The following is a 24,458-nucleotide window of genomic DNA, read 5'->3' as shown; positions in this document are numbered from 1 at the left end:
CGCAGTGCATCCGGCCAAAGCAGAAACCGAATGCAGCAGCATCAGAAATATTTGGCTATTTGTTGAATGTGTCCTTGATCCAACGCGCCCGCGCCATTTAACAGGCTGACCCAGGCTTTGATATAGGTGTACTTGGCCGAAGCCAAATCGCGTTTCGCGCTGTAAAGCTGTTGCTCCGCGTTCAGTACGTCGACGTTCACCCGTTGCCCCGCCAGCACGCTCTTGCGCGTGGCATCCACTTGTTCCGTCGCCGACTTGACCGCCAGCTCATACGCCGCCAGCTTGGCGCGGCTGCTCAGGCACAGGTTGAACTGTTTACGCAAATCGTTCAGCGTGCTCCCCACCTGCGCATCCATTTCATATTTTGCCTGGCCGTAGCTGGCCGCCGCTTGCCGGGTCGATGCGGCCACGCCACCGCCCGAATACAGCGGCATGCTGACCTGGATGCCGATGCTGTTGGTGCGGTACTTCTGGTTCACCGTGTTGTCGCTGCTGGAATCGTTTTCCGAGTGGGAAGCGTAAAGCTGCACCTGTGGGAAAAATCCCGCCCGGTTGCGTTCCACCTCGTACTCCGCTGCTTCCACGCCGTGCCGCGCCGCCGCCAACGTCGGGTTGTGCGCAATGGCTTTTTCACGCCACCCATCAAAGGTCGTCGGCGTGAGCGGCGCCACCTGGAACTTGCCAGGCCGCAGCCCGCGCAGCGTTTCCAGCTGATCCAGCGGCAGCCCGATGATCACCTCCAACTCTCGCTGAGCCGCGTCCAACGCGTCGCGCGCCTCTATCGCCTGCGCCTCCGCCAGGCTGAACCGCGCCTGCGTTTCCGAGACATCAGTCACCGTGCCTTCTCCCGCCTTCAGGAGACGATCGTTGAGCGCCAACTGCTCCTGGTAGGCCGCTTTTTGCGCCTCCGCCAGCGCGATTTGATCCCGGGCGTAGGCGACATCGACATAGGCGCTCACGACGCGCACCGCCAGATCCATAAACTTGCCGCGAAAACGCTCGTCGGACATCAGCGTCTGCGCCACACCGGTGCGGTAGCGCGCATAGGCCGCATAGTCGATCAGCGGCTGGGTCAGCGTGACCGAACCGGAGTAGCTGCGATATTGCTGCCGGGTGGTCACGTCGATGGTCTCATTGCTGAAAATGTTTACCCGCTGCGGGCTGGTGACCTGCTGCCAGTTCTTCGGCGAGTTTTGATAGCTCAGCGACACTTTCGGCAGCAGCCCCGCCCGGCCGATGTTTTCGTTTTCAGCGCCGGCTTCCTTCTCCTTCAGCGCCGCCAAAAAAGTCGGATCTTTTTGCATGGCCAGCGAGTACGCATCCAGCACGCCTATAGCCTGCGCCGGCGCGGAGAAGGCGAACAACGCCGCTCCGGCCAACGCGACACCGGCCAAATTCCTTGTCAGTCGTGCCACAATCATTCCTCCGACAGCGACGTACGCGCGCGATCCATAATCGGTTTGAACAGATAACTCAACAGTGAGCGCGAGCCGGTTCTGACGAACACTTCCACCGGCATGCCGGGTTTAATATCCAGTCCCGCCAGCATCTTCATGCCTTCCGGCGTCACCGTCGCCTGCATCTGGTAATACGGCTCGCCATTGGCTTTATCCACCAGGCGGTCGGCCGAAATCAGCGTGACTTCGCCCGGTATCTTCGGTGTTTTATTCTGATTGAACGCCGTGAACATCAGATCGACCGGCAGCCCCTGGGCCACCTTGTCCACCAGTTCCACCTTCAGGCGCGCATCCACCACCAGCGACGCCTGGCTCGGCACCACATCCATAAGATGGTCGCCGGCGCCGACCACACCGCCCTGGGTAAAGATATTCAGCCCGACGACCGTGCCGTTGACCGGCGCCGTGATCGAGGTGTTATCCAGATCGAACGAGGCCGTCTCCAGACGATTGCGGTATTCGCTGCTGTCCATCTGGGTTTGCGCCAGTTGGGTACGCACCTCGCGCTGGTAGTCCGCATTGCGCTGATCGATGCGCTGCTGTGACTCCTGCAGCTGTTTTTGCAATTGGCCGATGCGCCCCACCGTTTCATCAATGCTGCCGTTCACTTCGGCGAACTGCCGCTGGATCTCCAAATAGCGGTTGCGCGGCAGGTAGCCTTCACTGGCCAGCTGCTTCATGCTGTTCATCTGTTCCCGCAGGCTCGACAGCTGGATCGCCTTATTGCCCCGCGAGTCCTGCAGCCCTTTCAACTGATAACGCATGCCTTCGATCGACTGGCGATAGCCGTCGATTTCGCTTTTCAGCGCCTGCCGACGCGAGTTGAACAGCTGTTGTTGCAGCGTCAGGATTTCCGCGATGCGCGCTTCGCCGGCGAGTTTTTCCAACTCCGGTGAAAACGTGATGGCATCGCGCCCGTCACGCTCGGCCACCAGCCGCGCTTCGCTGGCCAGCGTGGTGTAATACTGATCGCTCAGGGAGTCGACCTGCGCCTGCGCCTGTACCTGGCTCAACTGCACCAGCACTTCGCCTGCTTTAACCGAATCGCCTTCCTTGACCTTAATGCTCTTGATGATGCCGCTCGCCGGCGCCTGCACCGTTTTACGGTTGCCGGAAACGATCACCGAACCTGCCGACACGACGCCTTTATCCAAGGGGGCGAACGCCGCCCAAATGAAAAATCCGAACAGCCCAAGGGCCAAAACCAACCACCCCAAACGGGTATATTTCTTCTCATCCTGAGGAAGCGCGACTTCCAGAGAAGTCTGCGGTGCGCTAACTGGCATAGACATACAGGTACCTCTGGCATCGGGCGGCCCAGCCGCCCGATTAGCCTGTAATTAATGGGTTTTCGTTTGCGCGAAGCTGCCTGCGGCGGCTGGCGCATTCACCGCACCGGCGACCTGGCGATTGGCCGGTTGCTGCTGTTTCTGAGCGTTGGCCAGCGCCTGCAGGACTTGCTGAGTCGGGCCGAACGCGTTGACAGCGCCGTTGGCGAGCAACAACAATTTGCTGGTCATCGACAACAGGTTGGTGCGGTGGGTGATCAGGATCACCGTCTTGTTGTGCTGCTGCAGCTGCTGAATCGCCTGATTTAGCGCCTTTTCGCCGGCGTCATCGAGGTTGGAATTGGGTTCGTCCAACACCACCAGCGCCGGATCGCCGTACAGTGCGCGCGCCAAACCTATGCGCTGCTTCTGCCCACCTGAAAGTCCGGCGCCGCCGTGGCCGATAATCGAATCGTAACCGTGCGGGAAGCGCAGGATCAGCTCATGCACGCCGGCCAATTTGGCGGCTTCAATCACTTTTTCCGAGTCGATATCGTTAAAGCGGGCGATGTTTTCCGCGATGGTGCCGGCAAACAGCTCGATATCCTGCGGCAGATAGCCGATATGCGGCCCCAGTTCATCTTTATTCCACTGGTAGATATCCGCGGTATCGAGACGAACGATGCCTTCTGAAACCGGCCAGATACCGACCAACAGACGCGCCAGCGTAGATTTGCCGGAAGCGCTCGGCCCGATGATGCCCAGCACGTCGCCCGGCTGCAGGGCGAAGCTGACGTTGTGCAAGACCGGTTCGCCTTTGGAACCCGGCGGCGTGGCGGTCACGCCTTCGACGGCCAGCGCGCCCACCGGCGCGGGCAGCGACATGCCGGTGCCGCGTTGCGGATGCTCATCGAGCAGCTTGACCAGGCGCTGATAAGACAGCTTGGCCGCGCTCCAGCTTTTCCACACGTTGATCACTTGTTCAATCGGCGCCAGAGTGCGCCCCATCAGGATGGAGCCGGCGATCATCATGCCGGGCGTGATATGGCCGTCGATGGCCAACCAGCCGCCCAACCCCAGCACCAGAGACTGCAGCGAGATACGCACGAATTTGGTGATGGCGGTGACGGTGGCGGCGCGTTCGCTGGCCACTCGTTGGCTGTTGAGAAAACGGCTGTGCAACAGGAACCAGCGGCGTTTCAGGTTCGGCAACATGCCCAACGCTTCGATCACTTCCGCATTGCGCAGGTTGGCGCTCGCCAGGCTGCCGGACATCAGGGAAAGCTTGCTCGCCTCCCCCAGAGGCTGTTTGGAGACCATTTCGTTGACTATCGCCAGCGCGATGAGCAACAGCGCGCCGACCAGCGCGAACAACCCAAGCCACGGGTTGAACAAGAAAATGACCAACAGATAAATCGGGAACCACGGGGCGTCGAAAAACGCGAACAGCGCATTGCCGGTCAGGAATTGGCGAACCGTGGTGAGATCGCCCAGCATCTGCCCTGCATCCGACGTTCCGTTCTTCAAGTTGGCCTCGTAGGCCGCGGTATAGACGCGCGTGTTCAGCCGCATGTCCAGTTGGCTGCCGATGCGGATCACCACCATGCTGCGCACATATTCCAGCAGCGACATCATGGCGTACATCGCCAACATGATGAGGGTCAACATCAGGAGCGTAATATCGTTGCGCGAAGGCAGTACGCGATCGTAAACCTGCAACATGTAGACGGAAGGAACCAGCATCAACACATTGATAAAAGCGGTAAAGATACCGACGGTCCAGAATATTTTGCTGCGCGTGCGTATAACATCCGCAATTTCATTACTGCCAATATACTGACGCAAATTAGTACTACCTTTTTTCAATATTGACGACAGAGAGAAAATGTAAATCCAAAGTTATTTGCCCGCGTAAAAGTTCGAGAGGCAAAAACAGGCGAGGATTTCTCCCCGCCTGGGGTCGACTGCTTTTGTTGCTGTTAAGCGTGAACCAGATCGCCGACGTTAGACTGCACGCCGTTGGTGGTGATGTCGTTGTTGTAGAACATGTGCGCCGCATCCTGGTGGCTTACGCCCTGCAGGAAGGCCAGGGTATCGCCGTTGTCCAGTTTGCCGTCACCGTTGTTGTCGATCAGCACATAGCTGCCTGCGCTTGAACCCACAACGCCCACGTGCGACAGCGGCTGGTCTTTGATGCCCAAAATGGCGTTGATGAAGCTGATGGTCGACGTAATGCCGCCGGTCAAAATGCCACCCAGAATGCTCTGCAGAGCATCGTTGGAGCTGTAGCCGTAATCGGCCACCTGGGTGCCGTTGTTGCCGTTGATGACACCGTTGTCAGACAGCGCCAGACCAGACTTCACATCCACCAGGGTATCTTGGTGGGTGTTAAAGTCATTGATGGTCACGCCCGCATCCGGGGTGCTGCTGAGCAGTTTGAAGGTGTCCGCGCCGGCGCCACCGGTCACATAGCTGTTGCCCATCGCGCTGATGACGTCGTCGTGAGCGGTGCCGGTGATGTGCACGTCATCGCTCTTGAAGCCGAACAGCGACGCGATCGCTTTGGTGATGCCGTTGAACGGGAACAGATCCAGGAAGTTCAGGATGATGCCCTGTCCGGTACCGGCGACGTTGGCGGTGATGTCAACGCCGGCGCTGTTGCTTGAAGCGTCGATAGTGCGCACGCTGCCGTTGCCGGAACCGATATCCAGATCCAGATAGTGGTTGCCGGAAATGTTCACGTTAGTCACCTGGCTGCTGCTGGCCAGATTCAGCACGTTGATGAAATCACCGCTGCCGTTGGAGTTGATGTTGACCGTGGACAACGCCGTGCCAAAGAGCGCGCTGCTGCTGCTGTTCAGCGAAACGGAACCCGCGTTTACATCACTGTTGCTCACCGCATTGAAGTTGATGTCGAACTTGCTGCTCGCATTCTGCAGGAAGGTGAAGTCCAGGCTGCTGTTGGCGGTAGCGTCACCGGTCACTTCCAACTGCGCCGCGTCAGCACCTTTCAAGTTGGAGATGTTGATCACATGCACGTCATTGGCAAAGCTGGACAGCACGAAACCTTGCGTCCCCAGCGTAGAGTACGCCGGACCGTTGGTCAGGCTGCCGGATTTGGCGACCTCATTGGCGGTCGCGTTGCCGGTGATCACGCCGAAGTCGAACTGATGACCGCTGTTCACGCTAACGGCAGCGCCGTTCAGCGTCGCCTGCGTGCCGCCGATGTAGCCGCCCAGATCGATCTTCTCGAAGCTGCTGAACTGACCGGCGTTGGTGCCTACGGTCGTTTTGTACGACGTGATCCCCAGGAAGGAGCTGGAGGTGGTCGTCAGCTGCTTGGTGATGAAGTTGGCGGAGATGGAGTCCGAACCATTGCCACCGTTCGCGCGCACGCTGCTGCTGACCACGTTGTAGCCGTTGGTGGCGTTGCCGCCCCATTTCAGCGCATCGTTGCCATTGCCCAGGTTGAACTGCGCGGTGCCGGTCGCGATGTTGGCGGCGGAAGTCACCTGCACGTCATCGCTGCCAGAACTGGCGTTCAGGATCACGTTGCCGTTGTTTACGGTAATGTCGACGCCCGTGTTCACGCCATTGTCCGACAGGTTGACCGTAGCGGCCTTGTTGCCGTTGATGGTCAGGTCAGCCAGGTGATCGGCGAACTTCAGGTTGACCGTGGTGGCCGCATCGGCGTTCAGCACCGCGTTGACCAGCACGGCGGTCTCTGCGTTGGTCAGCACATGGCTCGTGCCGGTGTTGACGCTGCCGGTGGCGTTGCCGCCCGCTGCGGAAGCGGACAGGGTCGCCGCAGTTTTGTAGGTCAGGCTGGTGCCGATATCGTATTCAAACGCGTGTTGCTGGGTCACCGTCGCCGCATCCGTTGCGGTAGAGGTACGCAGATCGTTGATGATGGCGGTGGTGATCAGCGCCTTATCGGAACCCAGTTTGGCGTACTGCGCCAGCTGAGCTGCGGTGGCCGGCGTGCCGTGCACTGCGGTGAACACATGCTGGATGTAGTCGTTGCCGCTCAGCTGCGCGCCTTTCTTCTGGAACTCAGCGGAGGTGATCAGCTTCGCCGTCAACGAGTTCAGCGAGTGCCCGTCCTTGCCCAGGTAGCTGCTCCAGTCGTCCAGGCCCTGCGCATCGACGTTACGCTGCGGGATAGCCAGGAAGATGGAAGCGACTTGCTCCTGAGAAGCCAGATCGGCGATCTGACCCGGCGCATGCGGGGTGGTGTCGTGCAGGAACTGCTGTTGCGCGCCCAGATCGTTCGAACCGACGGTGCCGCGCAGATCGTTAGTCACGTTCACCAACAGCTGACCGCGGTCTCCGCCATTCGCCAGGAAGGAAGTATAAGTATTCAGCTCAGCGCTGGTCGGCGCGCGGCCATAACCTTCAGTGAATACCAGCTTAATGAACGCGTCGTTAGACAGCCCTTTCAACGCCGGACGATCGTTGACAAACTTGGAGGCGGCCTGCTCAAACGTCAGCGTACCGGCGTTAATTTGGCTGCCCAGCGAGTTTACGGTGCCCGATACCGGATCGATACCGACCAGATAATACAGCGCCGTTACGTCGGCAACACCCTGCGCGCCGCCTGCAGCGTCATAGGACGGATACAGGATGGTGTTCAGTTGCTGATCGTAGGCGTTCTGAGAAGCCAGCGTGCCCTGATCAAAGCCGCTGTAGTTCAGCAGATCATTGACGATGGTGGTGATCGACGTTTCCAGGCTGGAGTTAGCCAGCAAGCCCGACAGATACCCCTCCGGCGCAGCTTTGCCGTAAGTGGAGGCATAAATGCTGTTCAGAATATCCAGATCGCTTTTGCCGCCATAGAGGCTGACACCTGCAGCAGAGTTCAGCAGGGTATCTACATAGCTTTCCGCTGTAATCTGGCCTTTTTCAATGCTATTGCCGACTGAGTCGAAAGTGGCAGCGTCAGCTTTTTCACCAAGCACTGAATATAACAGTGCTGCAGCCTCTTTCTGATAATTTAAAGATGCCATACGAAATCTTTCCTTAAACAGTTTATGACAGGTGCCAATCACCGCAAAGCTTGCAAGTGGCAGCTCAAGTTACTAATAACGAATACGTAAGCCCATGGTGTAAAGAATCATGGCTCAAAAGAGAAAGTGATTAGGAAATATGCCTATCAGTCCATGATAACCTAATGAAAGCGCAGTTAATCCATACAGAATCCTACCGACAAATATGCCAGTCATAAAATTCCCGAAAGCCACTTTCACGAACCAAATATATCCGAAAAGAAAAAACCAATCAAAAAAGCACAATCACTAGAGATAAGTATCGAAAAAAAATAAAAAATAAGAATAAAATCAAATAAAACAAAACACAATCGGAACAAATAACTATTTTAACGATAAAATTAAACACATAACTCCGTTTTAACACAGAATAATCAGTGAAAGTCAAAAAACAGCCAGTTAAATTTATTTTTATTATTCCCATTTATTGAGGAAATAATTAAAATTCAAAAAAAACATAAAAAACATAGCCATATAAAAGAACATCAAGAATTTAACAACACATAGTTTTATTATTCCTATTAATGAGTGATTGAGGCAAACCCAAATCACAACCGAACTCACAGTCCGAATTAGGATTTATCTCAGCGGTAAAGAGAATGATTATCCGCTCATTTTAAAATGAGAGCGGTTACATTCTGTTTTTCACCTAGGAATCACCTTATTCAATGAGAATTTTACCAAAGGAAAAACCTTAAATTACCCTAAGAGGAATACGCGGCATGTGAAAAATGATGTATTGATTGCTTCTACCTTTGCATTAATGTCATTTGATAGAGACAACCATAAATTAGGCGCATCTATTTGTTTTTTATTTGTTTTTCCCGATAAAAAACCAAAGTGGATGAGAATGAAAATCAAGTGAAATTTAGTTTAGACATAAAACAGCGATGCGACGGGCCATCAGGTTATAAAAATTAATATCTTGGGCTAAATCAGCAAAGCTTAGGCGATACGCTACCCTTCCGGGAGTTTTCCAGCAGAATTATCTTAACAGGACGATTATTATCAACGTTTTTACCAATGTATTACGCGGAATCGAATGACTTTCGCCGCGTAATATACCGCTAACACGTCAGACACGACTCATATCAACGCTGCCGTTCTCTTTTCTTCATTCAGATTGTGCTCCCCATTTCACCGGGGAGAGAGAAGTCCCGTAGAAATGGCGCATGCATTCAGGCTGGTGACGCAAAAGAGCAGACGTAAACGGAGTTTCTTTTTGGCTATTTCGATTTTTGGCGTATGAATTTTTTACCTGAGGATCAGGATGAAGAGCCCTTTACTGGGGGGTTTTTGCGCTTTGTTCATTCCTTGCCATCAAAGCGTGCATTACCAGGAGGTTGTCATCACCACGAACGGAAGGAAACATAAACGACCCATCTACGAAATTAGCACTTCATCTTCACTCATCGGCGCGAAATAAAAAATGAGAAAGCGTTTCGTAAAGAATGTGTAAGGGGAGACCACGAAATATGTAAGAGATTATTAATAGATTAGATGGCAGAGCATTACGCGGTAATACCCTACATTTTCTGATGGATTCGGCGCGAAAGCGTAAAGGAAGAGAGTGAACAATATGACGCTGATAATAAACGAGACGGCCCCCTGTTCGGCAAAATTACTTTGCTCTTTTAAGGGGGGCCGCCATTAAGGTAAGGCCCTGGTGAGGCGCAAGTAGAAAAGATTGCATCAGCAGAGCGTTCAGCGTTCGGATACGGTCTTTTCACTGTTTTTTCACCCTGCTATGCTGAGTATAAGCGCCCGCTCACCTGGTAGAAAAGGGTGAAAACCACCCTTGAAATACATTAATGAAAGTGATAATAGAAGCGGTTGGGGCAAAAGCGAATAGTTACATTTTGAATAATTAAATCAGGGGATTATATTAAAAATGAATATTAATATCACCGACAAACCCAACCCGCAGGATGAAGAGTTCGTTATCGACAGCCTTTGGGCGCACAATCACAAAACCCAGCCCGTAGACATTCACCCGCTGTTCCTGACCGTTACCGACGACAACCAGCAGATCGTCGGCGGCCTGGTCGCGCGCACCTGGTGGGGCGGCCTGGAAGTGCAGTATCTGTGGGTTGGCGATCAATGCCGCAAAAGCGGGTATGGCCGCCAATTGATGGAGTTGGCCGAAGAAGAAGCCCGCAAGCGCGGTTGCCATATGGCCTATGTCGATACCTTCGATTTCCAGGCCAGAGGCTTCTACGAAAAATTGGGCTACCGGGTCTACGGCGAGCTGGGCGACTATGCGCATCGCCACACCCGCCATTATCTGGCTAAAAGCCTGTAACGCGGCCTGAGCGGCACAGAGGTGGGTATGGGTTCATCACATAAAAATAATGAATCTTATTTTAAGGGCCTCATCACCATGATGGAGCACCTGAGCGAACCCTGGGGCATCAAAGACCACCTGTCCCGCCACCTCTATATGAACCGCGCCGCTTATCTCTATACCAATACGCCGCTGAATTTCGACGTCGCCGGCAAATATGACCACGAGTTCCCCGCCGACTGGGCCGACTCCGCCGCCGACTTTATCGAGCATGACAAGATGACCGAAGCGGCGCGCGATCGGGTCACGGTCATAGAAACGCACTACTGGTACGGCAAAGACAGCCTGACGCCGTTTATCAGCGAAAAGCTGCCGGTGTACAACGATGACAAACAGGTGATTGGCGTGATCTGGAACGCCAAGCCGATGAACAGCCTGTCGCCGCTGAAGTACATCAATCAGCAAAAACCCAGCGTGTTGACCACCGAAGTCAATAACGAGCTGTTCACCCGTGCCGAACTCGATGTTATTTTCCTTATGCTGCAACGATTTACGGTGAAAGAGATCGCCAAAATCTATAATGTCAGCAATAAGACCATCGAAAACCGCATTTATAACATTTACCAAAAGGCCAACGTGCATACTCAGCAGCAATTTGAGGAATACTGCAAATACGCCAATCTGGATAACTACATTCCCGATCGCCTGATAACCAAAGGCATTCAGTTTATTTGAACCGCAAGGAAGATCTCACCGTGATAAAGATCGAAGATTATCCGCTCACCCGGGTGCCGCAGGATAAACGAGTTTCGTTTTTAAGCGTGGCCATCGTGCATATGGGCATGCTGACCGCACTGGACCAGTTCATGCTCGGCGCCGTACTCGGCAATTCCATGACGCTGATTGACGCCTTCACCGCCATCTTCGTCGGCAGCCTGATCTTCGGCGTGGTGACCTACGGCCTGGGGCTGGCGGGCATGCGCGAAGGCATTTCCGGCAGCCTGCTGGCGCGCTGGTGCGGCTTCGGCCGTCTGGGCTCGGTGCTGATAGGCGTGGTGGTTGCCGTCAGCCTGCTGGGTTGGTTCGGCATTCAGAACGCCATTTTCGCCAAGTCGCTCGACTTCGCGCTCGGCAATAAGCTGGGCTTCGGCCTGGCCGCCGGGCTCTCGGGCACGCTATTGACCATCCTGGTGGCATTCGGCTTCAAGGCGCTGCGCATCGCCGCCCGTATCGCGGTGCCGATGTTCATCATGCTGGTGGCCTATATTTCGGTGACCGCGCTTTCCGGCCATAACCTGCAAGAGATCATCCAGCTGGCGCCGCCGGGTGAACCGCTGACCATCAGCGCCGGCATCACCATCGTCGTCGGCGGCGCCATCGTGGCCAGCCTGATGACCCCCGATCTGACCCGTTACTCCAAAAACGGCAAGCACGTGCTCGGCGTCACGCTCTTCACCATTATCGCCGGCGAGTTCGTGGTGAACGGCCTGGCGATCCTGATCGCCAAAACCCTGGGCACCGCGGATGTGGTCACCATCATGTCGCAAGCGGCCGGCGGCGCCGGTTTGCTGGTGGTGGTGTTCTCCACCCTGCGCGTCAACGATCTCAACCTGTACTCTTCTTCGCTGGGCATCGTCAATGCGGTGGAAGGCATCACCGGCAAGAAGCTGAAGTACACCTACACTACGCTGGTGATCGGTATTCTGGGCACCACGCTGTCGGTGCTGGGCATTCTTGACCGCTTTGTCGACTTCCTGACGGTGCTTGGCGTGGTCTTCCCGCCGATTATCGGCATCATGCTGGTGGACTATTATCTGCTGCGCAGCCATCGCAAGATCCTGGATGAGAGCCGCCGGAACGGCCAGTTGCCGAACGAAACGCCAACTATCGGCTGGGCGGCGATCGTCGCCAGCATCGCCGGCGGCGCCGTTGGCCTGGCGACCGAATGGGGCGTACCGACCATCAATTCCCTGGTCGCTGCCAGCCTGCTGTATTGGCTGCTTAAACTGGTCTTCAGCCGGGCGCAAAAACCGCTGGCATCACAGAAATCGCTCTGATTTTCGTGAACGCGGTAATGCACTCCTCCGGTAACGGGGGAGTGTTAGACGCTCGAAAAGGGGATTCAATGCAAAAGAATGAGCCGATCGCGCAGACAAACGGCCATGGTGGTTAGGGTCCCTGGTGTCGGTAGCAAGCTATCCATTATGCTCAGAGTGTGGCAACGCCCCCTCTGAGCTTTTTATTATAAAAACTGTCGGCTTCCGTGCTTTGATCGTAAAGAGAAACTTCAGCTTGAATGAACAGTAGCCCATGAAATCGGCTTTGGTCAACATAAAAGTAAACATAAAACCGGCTTTTGTGTTCACTTTTTCATAAGAAAAACCTAATCAATTGATTTGCACGGCTTTATCTTTCGCGAAGAGGAAGCAGACCGCCTCCGCTGATATCATTGCGCTAAACGGCTGACGGAAAACAATAATTACTGCTAATAATCAGTTCGTTACCTGCTCGCCTGCGCCTTTTTATCTGGACAACGCCACTGCGTAAGATATAGTGAAGCCTGCGTAATGTTTGTAAGGACAGCCAATGAAAACCACCAACGCACAGCGCAAAATCAACATCATTAAGAATATTGAATATCTGATGCGTACCCGCGGTGAAACCAAGGCTTCCTTTTCCAATCGCAGCGGCCTGACGCGCACTACTCTCTACAAAATTCTTGATGGAAGAGTGAACAACGTTCAGCAATCCACCGTGAATCGGATCTCCGATTTCTTCGGTGTCTCCTGTGAAGAGATCGAAGATTACGATCTGGAAAAGCTGGAGCTGCTTAACGAAACGCTGTCCACCGAAGGCAACAAGAACCCTTCCGCCATTCCGGTGATCCCGCAGTCGCGCTATCTGGCCGTCTCGCAGCGCAAGATCGGGCAACTGGTCACTGAGTTCCCTTTGACTTATTTCTTCGGCGATGAGTCGAACATGTTGGCAATGAAAATAGAGACCGAAATTAAAGGGTCATTTATTCCCGGCGAAGTCATCATCATCAAACGCCCGCCGGTACTGATTTGCGATTCGCCTTTGCTGTATCACTCGGGAAAAAGCGGCTTCTTTGTGGTTGACGACAAAGACAGCGAAAGCATGGACAAACGCCCTCAGGACACCGTGCAATTCCTGGGTTACATCGTTGGAGAAAGGCTATAAATGGAACCGAATCAGAAGTTCAAGCTGTTGGGCTTCACCCGGCATGGCGCCATCGCGGCCAATGTTATGGTATTGGCCACCGGCAAAACCATCACCATGGGGCTGAATGAGCTGGCCGACAGCGAAATATCAGAAGATCTGAGCCGGCACGAGCTGCAGGCGCTGTACCGTAAACTCTATGGTGACAACCAACAAAAAACCGCCTACGAGCTCAGCGATCGCCATGAACGATCCTGGTACGCCTACCTGATTATTACCGTGGCGCTCAGCGTGATTTATATTTTCTCAACGCTGTGCGGCGTCAAGCCGATCCAAATCCCGGTGCTGAATCTCATCACGCCGCCGGCGATCTTCATTTACCCGCTCACGTTCATTCTGGTGGATATCCTCAACGAATTCTATGGCTTACGGCTGGCCAGGCGCACCATCATCATCTCGTTTATCGCCAATCTGACCTTCGTCCTGGGCGTTTGGGTAACGACGCTGGTGCCGAGCATTCCGCAGTGGGAGTACAGCGAGACCTACAACGGCATCGTGCACAGCATCATGGCGGTGCTGGTGGCCTCGTCGGCGGCCTATCTGATCTCCGAAAACGTCAACTCCTACCTGCTCTGCAAAATCAAAGAGTTGACCAATTCCCGCTACCTGTTTGTGCGCGTGATCACCAGCACCGTAGTGGCTTCGGCCATCGACAGCGTGGTGTTCTGTACGCTGGCGTTCTACAACGTGCTGAGCTGGGACATCATCAAAACCATGATCCTGTCGCAGTTCCTGATCAAGGTGGTTTACGCCCTGCTGGGCGTCGGGCCGATCTACGCCACCCGCAGTCTGTTTAATCGCTACATCAATACCGAACAAGCAAAGGGCAATGAATATGCATATCCAAAAGCAAGATAAAATCACCCATCTTGGCGCGAACTCCGATTATCCGGATCAATATGCTCCCGCATTGCTCGAAGCCTTGCCGCGTGCCCGCGGCCGCGATCTGATCGGCGTGGACGAGCGGCAACTGCCGTTCAGCGGCTTTGATCTCTGGACCGCCTTCGAGCTGTCCTGGCTCAACGCAAAGGGCAAGCCGGTGGTGGGCATCGGCGAATTTACCTTCCCGCATTCCTCGTCGAACCTGATCGAATCCAAATCGTTCAAGCTGTATCTCAACAGCTTCAACCAAACGCGCTTCGACAGCGTGGAACAGGTGAGCGCCGCCATGCAAAAAGATCTGTCGCAGGCGGCCAACGGCCAGGTCACCGTCAAACTCTATCCGGGGCTGGAAGGTTACCCGGCGCAAATCGATCGCCTGCCGGGCATCAATATCGACGATCTGGATATCACGATCGACGACTTCGCCTTCAAGCCGGAGTACCTGAGCAGCGCGGCCGAGAGAGGGGAGCACGTAGCGGAGACGCTGTCTTCCAATCTGCTGAAATCCAACTGCCTGGTCACCAATCAGCCGGACTGGGGCAGTGTGGTGATCCGCTATGAAGGCCGCCAAATCGATCGCGAAAGCCTGCTGCGCTACCTGATCTCCTTCCGCCAGCACAACGAATTCCACGAGCAGTGCGTCGAGCGCATTTTCAACGACATCAAGCAGAGCTGCCGCCCGGAAAAACTCAGCGTGTTCGCGCGTTACACCCGCCGCGGCGGCCTGGACATCAACCCCTTCCGCAGCGATTTCGAGACGGCGCCGGCGCTCGGCCGCCTGATCAGACAGTAAGCCTCATCCCCCAATGCTCCCGCCAGGGAGCATTGTTTCTCTCGCTTTCATCTCCCTGTTATTTTTCACCATTATCATCGTCAGCGGCTATCTTCAAAGCACACTGACGGAGATTAACGACGCATGCCTGACCTTTCTCGCAGAAACATCCTGCGGGCTGCCGCCATCGGATCGACGTTCTCGCTGTTGCCCGCCTCGATTCGCAAAGCGCTGGCCATTCCCGCCAATAACCGCACCGGCACGCCGCACTCATAGGCGGCTGGAGGACGGTGAGCACAGCGTCAGCGACCCGCTGATGGGCATGGGATGATCTATCAGCATCAAGGGAGTTCAAAAAGCGAAAGGATATCGCTTATCATTGCGTTCTCGTTCTTCGCCGATTACCCAAGGATCTTCATGCCCGCTGTTCTTATCGCCAAAGCCGGCCGCTGGTTGGCCGCCTGCGTTTTACTGTTGGCCGGCGCCGCTCAAGCCGCGCCGATCGTCGTCACCGATGTCGCCGGCCGCCAGGTCACCCTGCCGCAACCGGCCAAACGCGTTATCCTGGCCGATGCCCGCGCGCTGCTGGCGCTGAATATTCTGCATCCGCAGGAGCCGCTGAAAAACATCATCGCCTGGGACAACTCGCTGAAGGTCAAAGCGCCGGATCTGGTTGAAGCCTACGCGAAAAAATTCCCACAGGTCATGCAGATCCCCACCTTCGACAACCCCTACACCAGTGATTTCAGCGTGGAAAGCGCGGTGGTGCGTCAACCGGATCTGATCATTTTCGACATTGGCCTGCTGAGCAAATTGAAAGACAGCGGCGTGCTGACCCAGTTGGAAAAGGTCGGCATCCCGGTGCTGATCATCGATTTTCGCCAACAGCCGCTGACCAACACCGTCGCCAGCATGGCGCTGTTGGGTAAAGTATTTGACGAGCAGCCCAATGCCGACGCCTTCATCCGTCTCTATCAGCAGCGCCTCGAGCTGGTGCGGCAGCGGGTCGCCACGCTGAAACCGGAGCAGCGCCCCAGCGTCTTCATCGAGCGTAGCGCCGGCATCAAAGGCGAACAGTGCTGCAACACCTTCGGCAAAGGCAGCTTCGGGCAGTTCATCGAGACCGCCGGCGGCAATAATATCGGCAGCACGCTGTTTTCAGACATGGGCGGTGAAGTGAACGTCGAACAGGTGATCAGCAGCAACCCGGATTTCTATCTGCTGACCGGCGCCGACTGGAGCCGCGGGCATCGCGGCACGCTGGCGGTGCCGCTGGGTTACGCCACCGATATGGCCACCAGCCAAAAGAAACTGGCGCACCTGCTGGATCGCACCGGCATTAACGTGCTGAAAGCGGTGAAAGAAAAACGCGTGATGGCGATTTACCATCAATTTTACGACACGCCGCTCAACTTTATCGCGGTTGAGGCGATCGCCAAGTTCCTGCACCCGGCGCTGTTTAAAGATATTGATCCGCAAGCGGATATCGAAATGGTGCACCAGAAATTCACCGCGCTGGATTACAGCGGCGTCTTCTGGCTTACGCCGCAATAGCCCCCGCCAGGGCCCGCCAGCCGGGCCCTGTTTCCCGCATTCATTATTTAGTTACCCGCTTAACTATCCCGTAACAATTCTATTTACTTGCCAATAATTATCATTAAGATTGTCTTTTCTAAAAAAACACATCCGGGTCTGAAACTCTTAAGGCATTATTATGTCACCCCTTTTTCGGCTTTCTCTGCTAACGGCTTCCATCGCCATCGCATTCCCTGTCCTTGCTACTGATAACTCATCTCAGAACGATACCGACACCGTGACCGTCGTCGGCAACTGGCTGGACAACCCTGATACCAGTTCGGTGCTGCTCAACCATCCGGGCGCGCGTTCCATCGTCACCCAGCAGCAAATGCACGAACAGGGCGACCAAACCATCGCCGATAGCCTGCGCGGCGTACCCGGCGTGCAGGTGCGCGACAGCAACGGCACCGGCGGCAGTGACATCTCGCTTAACGTCGGCGTACGCGGCCTGACTTCGCGTCTTTCTCCACGCTCCACCATTCTGATGGACGGCGTCCCGCTGGCGGTCGCGCCTTACGGCCAGCCGCAGCTGTCGATGGCCCCGCTGTCTATCGGTAATCTGCAATCGGTGGACGTGGTGCGCGGCGGCGGCGCGGTGCGCTACGGGCCGCAGAACGTCGGCGGCGTGATCAACTTCGTTACCCGTGACATTCCCAAAACGTTTGGCGGCACCGCCAGCGTACAAACCCAGGGCGCCAGCCACGGCGGCCTGAAGACCCTGACCAGCGCCTCCGTGGGCGGCACCGCAGACAACGGCCTCGGCGCCGAACTGCTCTACTCCGGGCTGCACGGCCAAGGTTACCGCGACAACAACGACAACACCGACATCGACGATTTCATGCTGAAAACGCGTTATGCGTTCACCGATCGTGACGAGCTGCTGGCCAATTTCCACTACTACGACGCCAAAGCCGGCATGCCGGGCGGGCTGAGCACCGCGCAATACGCGCAAAACCCGTTCCAATCCACGCGGCCGTGGGACCAGTTCGAAGGCCGCCGCAAGGATATGTCGTTCAAGTACAAACATCAGGAAGACGACAAACAATTCGAAGTGTTGACCTACTTCACCGACAGCTACCGCGGCAGCAACATCGAATCGGAAGGCACCGGCAAAAACGCGGGCCAGCGGCGCATGGTCTCCTATCCGCGCCACTATTCAACCTGGGCTATCGAACCAAGTTACTCGCAGGTCTTCCGTTTCTGGGATATGGCGCACGAGATCACCCTCGGTTACCGCTACCTGAATGAAACCATGGATGAAAAGGCGTCGCGTTCGGCCTGGTATAACCCGGCGAATATCGGCTCGACGCCGGAGACCCCGGATTATTACCAGCACACCTCCGGCGGCACCGCGGCCAACGCGTTCTATATCGACGACACCATTAACGTCGGCAACTGGACGGTCACGCCGGGCCTGCGTTATGAAAGCATCCGCACCCACGTGGACGATTCGTTCAACAATATCAGCCGCAAGAAAAGCTACAGCGAGCCGCTGCCGTCATTGAACGTGATGTACCACCTGTCCGACGCCTGGAAACTGTTCGCCAACGCCAACACTTCGTTCGGCAGCATGCAGTATTTCCAACTGACCAAAGGCGGCAACGGCAACCAGCCGGCGCCGGGGCTAACGGCGGAAAAAGCGCACACCTATGAATTCGGCACTCGCTACGACGACACCGTAGTCAAGGCCGAGGCCACGCTGTTCTACATCGATTTCGATAACCAGCTGCAGTACATCAGCAACGACGTGGGCTGGACCAACATGGGTGCCACCAAGCACAAAGGCATCGAGCTGGCACTCAGCTACGATCTCAGCGAACTGAATCGCGCGCTCGACGGCGCCAGCGTCTACACCAGCTATACCTACACCAAGGCCAGCACCGACAAGGGCGACTTCGCCGGTAAAGATCTGCCGTTCTACTCGCGCCAGGTCTATACCGTCGGTACACGTTACGCCACCGGCAGCTGGGTATGGAATCTGGACGGTTATGCGCAGTCGAAACAGCATTCGCCGGGCACCGGGCCGGAGTACATCACGCAGGAAAGCGCCGATGGCCAGTTCGGCAATATCGCCGGTTACATGGTGTGGAATATGCGCGGGGAATATAACTTCGGGCCGCAGCTGTCGAACCTGACGCTGGGTGCCGGGGTGAAAAACCTGTTCGATCAGCGCTACTTCACCCGCTCCAACGACAACAACTTCGGCAAGTACGTCGGCGAACCGCGCACCTTCTTCGTGCAGGGGTCAATCGCCTTCTAATGCCGGGGCCCGGCAGGGCCTCGGTATCACCGACAGTAAAGGCGAAACAGGCGCGCCAGGTGCGCGCCCATCGGCGTCAGGGTGGTGTCCTTGCGTTGGATAAGATAAAACGTCGCTTTCGGCAGACGCTCTTCCAGCTCGAGCGGCACCAAATGCTTGCCCAAAATCGGATCCGAAATCACGTCCACCGAAAGAATGCTGACAAAATCGCTCTGCGCCACCAGGCTGGTACAGGCCATAAAGGTCTCGCACGTCACGCTGATCGACGGCGCCATGCCCAAGTCCCCGAACAGATCGTGCAATAGCCGATAGTAACTGCCTTTCGGCGTCGGCATGGTCCAGTCGCAGTGCTGCAGCTGTTTCAGCGAGGTCGCCCCCTCCATCGGATGCCCTTTGCGCACCACCACCCGATACTCTTTTTCCATCAGCCGTTCATACTGCAGCTCGTTGTCGAGGCTGCTGGGATAATAGGTATTGACGGTAAAATCCAGCTCGCCCTGGCGCAGTTCTGGGATCATCGACACCAGTTGCCCCTCGACGATGCGCACCTTCACGTTGGGATACTCACGGTGAAACTGGGTGACCACCTGCGGCATCACGGTGCGCGCAATGCTGCCGCCAACGCCGATATTCACCGTGCCGCCCGCCAACCCCAGCCGCTGCTGAATGTCTTCCTGCGCCACCCGCAGCTCCTCGAGGATCAGGCTGGCATGCTGGAAAAAGTTATCGCCGCAGTCGGTCAATACCACCCCCTGACTGCGGCGAATAAACAGCTTGGCGCCCAGCACCTCTTCCAGTTCCTGAATGGCCTTGGTCAGCGCAGGCTGGGAAAGGCGAGAGGTGCGGCTGGCGGCGCGGATGCTGCCCTGGCGGCTAACGTCCACAAATGCACGCAATTGGTGCAATTTTATCGAGGCTGGCATAGGCGAAAGGCGATAACCGTTGTTTATCAATAGCAAGATATTGGCATCTTATTTAGCCAGATTCCATTGTGTACATTCGGAAAAAACATAATAAATAACCAAATTCTTATTTCGCTTAATTAAGCGCATTTTCTGCGCCAATAAGCGCCATTCACGGCAGTTAGTAACCAAACGCACCTTTTTCTTTGCAATAGCTTCACCGTCTGATTTCAGTTCAGAGCATAACTGCTGCCTGGAGCGATCCAGCGCGCGATAACTTATGAGATATCACTATGACTAATTCGCTTTCGATGTTGGTGGCTGATTTGTACCCGCAATTGCAGGCCTGGCGCCGCGACTTCCACCGCTATGCCGAATCCGGCTGGTTTGAGTTCCGCACCGCCACCCTGGTGGCGGAAGAACTCGATCGGCTGGGCTATCGCCTGCAGCTAGGCCGCGAGGTCATCAAGGCAGAGGCGCGCATGGGGCTGCCCTCGCCCGCCGAGCTGGAAGCGCAGGAACAGCGCGCCCGCAATCAGGGGGCGTTGGAGAAATGGCTGCCGCATTTTTCCGGCGGCTTCGCCGGCATCGTCGCAACGCTCGATACCGGCCGCCCCGGCCCGACTATCGCTTATCGCGTGGATATGGACGCCCTCGATCTCAACGAATTGCTGGAACCCGAACACCTGCCGTTCCGCGAAGGGTTCGCCTCTTGCAACAGCGGCATGATGCATGCATGCGGTCATGACGGCCATACCACCATCGGCCTGGGGCTGGCGCACGTGTTCAAAAGCCTGGAGTCCCAGCTTTGCGGCACCGTCAAACTGATCTTCCAGCCGGCGGAAGAAGGCACACGCGGCGCAAAATCGATGGTGGAGGCCGGCGTGGTGGACGACGTCGATTTCTTCACCGCGGTGCATATCGGCACCGGCGTGCCGGCCGGCGAGCTGGTGTGCGGCAGCGACAGCTTTATGGCCACCAGCAAGCTGGACGTTACTTTCCGCGGCGTCGCCTCCCACGCCGGCGCCAAGCCGGAAGACGGCCGCAACGCGCTGCTGGCAGCGGCGCAGGCTGCGCTGGGGCTTTACGCCATCCCGCGCCACAGCGAAGGCAGCTCGCGCATCAATGTCGGCGTGCTGCAGGCCGGCACCGGCCGCAACGTGATCGCCGATCGGGCGTTTATGAAGGTGGAGACGCGCGGCGCCACCAATGAGATCAACGCGTTTGTTTATCAACAGGCGCTGAACGCCATCGAAGGCGCCGCCAAAATGCACGGCGTCGCCTGCGATATCGCGCTGATGGGCGCGGCGCAGAGCAGCAAACCGACCCAACCGTGGGTGGATTACATCCGCCGCCAGGCGCAGCAGATAACCGAGCTGGCCTCGGTGGTCGATCGCCGCGAACAGGCTGCGGGTTCCGAGGACGCCACCTACATGATGGAACGGGTGAAATCCCGCGGCGGCCAGGCCTCATACGTCATTTTCGGCACCGAGCTGAGCGCCGGGCACCATAACGAGAAATTCGACTTCAACGAGCAGGTGATGGCGGTGGCGGTGAAAACGCTGGCGTCGCTGGCGCTGAACCTGCCGACATTCGGGAGCGGAGCATGAGCAACTCAGAACTGCAGGCCTTTATCGACGACTACATTGACCAACGCCGGCCCCGCTTCAGCACGCTGAGCGACGCGATTTGGGACCACCCGGAAACGCGCTTTAACGAGACCTATTCCGCCACGTTGCTGGCCGATGCGCTGGAACAGGAAGGCTTCTCGGTTGAACGCGGCGTGGGCGACATCGAGACGGCGTTCATCGCCAGCTACGGCAGCGGCCACCCGGTTATCGCGCTGCTGGGCGAGTACGACGCGCTGGCCGGGCTGAGCCAGCAGGCCGGTTGCGCCACGCCGCAGCCGCTGGTGGAAAACGGCAACGGCCATGGCTGCGGCCACAACCTGCTGGGCACCGCCGCGCTGGCGGGCGCCTTCGCCGCCAAGGCGTGGATGCAGCAGAACCGGCTGAGCGGCACCCTGCGCTTCTACGGCTGCCCCGGCGAAGAAGGCGGCTCCGGCAAGACCTTCATGGTGCGCGAAGGCCTGTTCGATGACGTCGACGCCGCCCTCACCTGGCACCCGGAAGGCTTCAGCGGCATGTTCAATACCAGCACGCTGGCCAACATCCAGGCGGCGTTTCACTTCAAGGGCGTCGCCGCCCATGCCGCCAACTCGCCGCACCTGGGGCGCAGCGCGCTGGACGCGGTGACGCTGATGAATACCGGCGCCAACTTCCTGCGCGAACATATCGTGCAGGAAGCGCGGCTGCACTACGCGGTTACCAACACCGGCGGCAGCTCCCCCAACGTGGTGCAGGCCGATGCCGAAGTGTTGTACCTGATCCGCGCGCCGCAGCTCGATCAGGCGCAGGACATTTACCAACGGGTGATCAACATCGCCAAGGGCGCAGCGCTGATGACTGACACCCAGATGGAGGTGCGCTTCGACAAAGCCTGCTCCAACTATGTGCCGAACCGCAGCCTGGAACGCGCGATGTATCAAAACCTGTGCGATTTCGGTCTGCCCGAGTACAGCGACGCCGAGCGCCGCTTCGCCGAGGAAATCCGCCAAACCCTGAGCCGCGACGATCTGCGCAACGCCAAACTCAATATTGCCCGCACCGGCGGCGCGGCCGGGCGCGAATGGGTGCAGCAGTTGGGAGATAAGGTGCTGATGGATGAGGTCGCGCCTTATGTGGAATCCGACGATCTGCTGTACGGCTCTACCGACGTTGGCGACGTGAGCTGGGTGGCGCCGACCGCCCAATGCTTCAGTCCCTGTTTCGCACTCGGCACTCCGCTGCACACCTGGCAACTGGTGGCGCAGGGCCGCACCGCTATCGCCCATAAGGGCATGTGCCTGGCCGGCAAGGTGATGGCGGCGACCGCCATCGATCTGCTGAGCGACAGCGCCCTGCTGGCGCGCTGCCGCAGCGAGTTCGAGCGCCGGCGCGCCGAACAGCCGTACCGCTGCCCAATCCCGCAGGGGGTGCAACCATCGCCATTGAAATAGCATGAACAGACAGGGCCCGGACAACCGGGCCACTAAGTATAATTATAAATAAATCAAATAATAACAATCACACAACAGAGCAAACACAGAGGGTAAAATCATGAGTGAGGCCACAACGCCAATCAATAAAAGCCCCGGACGCGTTTTTTACTGGGTGGAACGCATCGGCAATAAGATCCCCAATCCGTTTTTACTGTTCGTCTATTTGATCCTGGTGCTTATGCTGGCCACCGCGCTGTTTTCCTGGCTCGATGTGGCGGTGAAAAATCCGGCCACCGGCGAGCTCATCAAGGTGAATAACCTGATGAGCGTGGCGGGCATGCAGTGGATATTTCCCAATATCATCCATAACTTCAGCAGCTTTGCGCCGCTGGGGGCTATTTTGGCGCTGGTGATAGGTGCCGGCCTGGCGGAAAAGGTCGGCCTGCTGCAGGCGCTGATGTACAAAATGGCCTCGCGCGTCAGCGCCCGCTACGCCAGCTATATGGTGCTGTTTATCGCCTTCTTCAGCCATATATCGTCGGACGCTGCGCTGGTGGTGATGCCGCCGCTCGGCGCGCTGATGTTTATCGCGGTGGGTCGCCACCCGATAGCCGGACTGCTGGCGGCGATCGCCGGCGTCGCCTCCGGCTTTACCGCCAACCTGTTGATCGTCACCACCGACGTATTGCTTTCCGGCATCAGCACCGAAGCCACCAAAGCGGTGGATGGCGCGGTTCACGTCAGCGTGATCGACAACTGGTACTTTATGGCCACCTCCGTGATCGTGCTGACCATCGCCGGCGCGCTGCTCACCGACAAGTTTATCGAGCCCCGTCTGCCGAAGTGGCAAGGCGGCGCCGAAGACAAAATCGCAGTGCTGACCCCGCTGCAGAACCGGGGGCTGATGATGAGCGGCATCGCCGCGCTGGTGTTTATCGCCATCATCGCCGCTCTGGTGGTGCCGGAGGCCGCGCCGCTGCGTGACCCGAACACCGGTTCGGTGATCCCTTCCCCGTTCATCAAGGGTATTGTGCCGATCATCATCCTGTTCTTCTTCACCGTCGCCATTACCTATGGCGTGGTCACCAAACAGATCCGGCGGCCGGACGATATTCCCCACCACTTGCTCGATCCGATGAAAAGCATGGCGGGTTTTATCGTGATGGTGTTTCCGCTGTCGCAGTTCGTGGCGTTCTTTAACTGGAGCAACATGGGCAAGTTTATGGCCGTCGGCCTGACCGACATGCTGGAAGCCGCCGGCATGAGCGGCGCACCGGCGTTTCTCGGCCTGATGTTCCTCTCCGCCTTCCTGTGCATGTTCATCGCCAGCGGCTCGGCGATCTGGTCAATTTTGGCGCCGATCTTCGTGCCGATGTTTATGCTGCTCGGTTTCCACCCGGCGTTCGCCCAGATGATCTTCCGCATCGCCGACTCTGCGGTGCTGCCGCTGGCGCCGATGTCGCCGTTCCTGCCGCTGTTCCTCGGCTTCCTGCAGCGCTACCGCAAAGACGCGCAGCTCGGCACCTATTACGTGCTGATCCTGCCCTATCCTTTGGTGTTCTTCAGCGTGTGGATTTTGCTGCTGCTGGTCTGGTATGCGCTAGGCTTGCCAATCGGTCCCGGCGTCTATCCGAAGCTGGGCTAAACGCACCGCTATCTCTCCCCGCGCCGGTTCGCGGGGCAGATCCCCTTATCCCCAAGCCCAGCAGAAAGATTGATCTTCCTCACTG

The 24,458-nt window shown here is 56.8% G+C and carries 17 protein-coding genes; 12 read left to right on the top strand and 5 right to left on the bottom strand.

Annotation, left to right across the window (positions count from 1 at the left end):
* Positions 1–41: 41 nt before the first annotated feature.
* The 4 genes from ACMGF7_RS11310 to ACMGF7_RS11295 all read right to left on the bottom strand — a co-directional run bounded on the left by ACMGF7_RS11310 (position 42) and on the right by ACMGF7_RS11295 (position 7,731).
* Positions 42–1,415 (bottom strand): TolC family outer membrane protein, encoded by a 1,374-nt coding sequence (locus ACMGF7_RS11310; protein ID WP_049241567.1) that lies wholly within the window; start codon positions 1,413–1,415, stop codon positions 42–44.
* 2 nt (positions 1,416–1,417) lie between these two features.
* Positions 1,418–2,749, bottom strand: a complete 1,332-nt coding sequence (locus ACMGF7_RS11305; protein ID WP_049241543.1) for an HlyD family type I secretion periplasmic adaptor subunit — start codon at positions 2,747–2,749, stop codon at positions 1,418–1,420.
* 48 nt (positions 2,750–2,797) lie between these two features.
* Positions 2,798–4,468, bottom strand: a complete 1,671-nt coding sequence (locus tag ACMGF7_RS11300; protein ID WP_370531153.1) for a type I secretion system permease/ATPase — start codon at positions 4,466–4,468, stop codon at positions 2,798–2,800.
* A gap of 236 nt (positions 4,469–4,704) precedes the next feature.
* The gene (locus ACMGF7_RS11295) at positions 4,705–7,731 is read right to left on the bottom strand and encodes a beta strand repeat-containing protein (protein WP_049241539.1); all 3,027 of its coding nucleotides are present in this window, start codon (positions 7,729–7,731) and stop codon (positions 4,705–4,707) included.
* Positions 7,732–9,661: 1,930 nt separating this feature from the next.
* Here ACMGF7_RS11295 and ACMGF7_RS11290 point away from each other — a divergent pair.
* The 9 genes from ACMGF7_RS11290 to ACMGF7_RS11250 all read left to right on the top strand — a co-directional run bounded on the left by ACMGF7_RS11290 (position 9,662) and on the right by ACMGF7_RS11250 (position 18,786).
* Positions 9,662–10,072 carry a GNAT family N-acetyltransferase gene (locus tag ACMGF7_RS11290; RefSeq protein WP_004937348.1) on the top strand — a complete coding sequence of 137 codons (411 nt, stop codon included), beginning with the start codon at positions 9,662–9,664 and terminating at the stop codon, positions 10,070–10,072.
* Between the two features lie 27 nt (positions 10,073–10,099).
* Positions 10,100–10,789, top strand: a complete 690-nt coding sequence (locus ACMGF7_RS11285) for a helix-turn-helix transcriptional regulator (protein ID WP_004937346.1) — start codon at positions 10,100–10,102, stop codon at positions 10,787–10,789.
* Positions 10,790–10,809: 20 nt separating this feature from the next.
* Positions 10,810–12,111: a cytosine permease gene (locus ACMGF7_RS11280; RefSeq protein ID WP_049241566.1), complete on the top strand. Its 1,302-nt coding sequence runs from the start codon at positions 10,810–10,812 to the stop codon at positions 12,109–12,111.
* Between the two features lie 529 nt (positions 12,112–12,640).
* Entirely contained in the window at positions 12,641–13,255 is a 615-nt protein-coding gene (locus tag ACMGF7_RS11275) for a helix-turn-helix domain-containing protein (protein ID WP_004937341.1), read from the top strand.
* On the top strand, positions 13,256–14,152 hold the full coding sequence (locus tag ACMGF7_RS11270; protein WP_197798888.1) for a queuosine precursor transporter: 897 nt from the start codon (positions 13,256–13,258) through the stop codon (positions 14,150–14,152). It begins immediately after the preceding gene.
* Entirely contained in the window at positions 14,130–14,969 is an 840-nt protein-coding gene (gene queF, locus ACMGF7_RS11265) for an NADPH-dependent 7-cyano-7-deazaguanine reductase QueF (RefSeq protein ID WP_273875002.1), read from the top strand. Before ACMGF7_RS11270 ends, queF begins: the two co-directional genes overlap by 23 nt.
* 123 nt (positions 14,970–15,092) lie before the next feature.
* Complete coding sequence (locus ACMGF7_RS11260) at positions 15,093–15,224, top strand: hypothetical protein (RefSeq protein WP_273874944.1); 132 nt, start codon at positions 15,093–15,095, stop codon at positions 15,222–15,224.
* Positions 15,225–15,365: 141 nt separating this feature from the next.
* A complete protein-coding gene (locus ACMGF7_RS11255) occupies positions 15,366–16,502 on the top strand; it encodes an ABC transporter substrate-binding protein (protein ID WP_044030444.1) in 1,137 nt (378 codons plus the stop codon).
* Positions 16,503–16,662: 160 nt separating this feature from the next.
* A complete protein-coding gene (locus tag ACMGF7_RS11250; RefSeq protein ID WP_033645775.1) occupies positions 16,663–18,786 on the top strand; it encodes a TonB-dependent receptor family protein in 2,124 nt (707 codons plus the stop codon).
* A 26-nt stretch (positions 18,787–18,812) separates the two neighbouring features.
* Here ACMGF7_RS11250 and ACMGF7_RS11245 read toward each other — a convergent pair whose 3' ends face one another.
* Positions 18,813–19,709 (bottom strand): LysR family transcriptional regulator, encoded by an 897-nt coding sequence (locus ACMGF7_RS11245; protein ID WP_015379061.1) that lies wholly within the window; start codon positions 19,707–19,709, stop codon positions 18,813–18,815.
* 272 nt (positions 19,710–19,981) lie between these two features.
* Here ACMGF7_RS11245 and ACMGF7_RS11240 point away from each other — a divergent pair, with 272 nt between their 5' ends.
* The 3 genes from ACMGF7_RS11240 to abgT all read left to right on the top strand — a co-directional run bounded on the left by ACMGF7_RS11240 (position 19,982) and on the right by abgT (position 24,373).
* Entirely contained in the window at positions 19,982–21,298 is a 1,317-nt protein-coding gene (locus tag ACMGF7_RS11240) for a M20 family metallo-hydrolase (RefSeq protein ID WP_164095648.1), read from the top strand.
* Positions 21,295–22,746 carry a M20 family metallopeptidase gene (locus ACMGF7_RS11235; protein ID WP_164095649.1) on the top strand — a complete coding sequence of 484 codons (1,452 nt, stop codon included), beginning with the start codon at positions 21,295–21,297 and terminating at the stop codon, positions 22,744–22,746. The genes ACMGF7_RS11240 and ACMGF7_RS11235 overlap by 4 nt, the downstream gene beginning before the upstream one ends.
* A 100-nt stretch (positions 22,747–22,846) precedes the next feature.
* Positions 22,847–24,373, top strand: coding sequence for a p-aminobenzoyl-glutamate transporter (gene abgT / locus ACMGF7_RS11230; protein WP_049241533.1), 1,527 nt, complete (start codon positions 22,847–22,849; stop codon positions 24,371–24,373).
* The last annotated feature ends 85 nt before the right edge of the window (positions 24,374–24,458 follow it).

The organism is Serratia sp. BNK-17, from assembly GCF_048684935.1.
In the GTDB taxonomy this organism is placed as follows: Bacteria; Pseudomonadota; Gammaproteobacteria; order Enterobacterales; family Enterobacteriaceae; genus Serratia; species Serratia nematodiphila.
The sequence above is the reverse complement of the archived record's forward strand: the minus strand, read 5'-3'. Positions and strand labels throughout refer to the sequence as shown.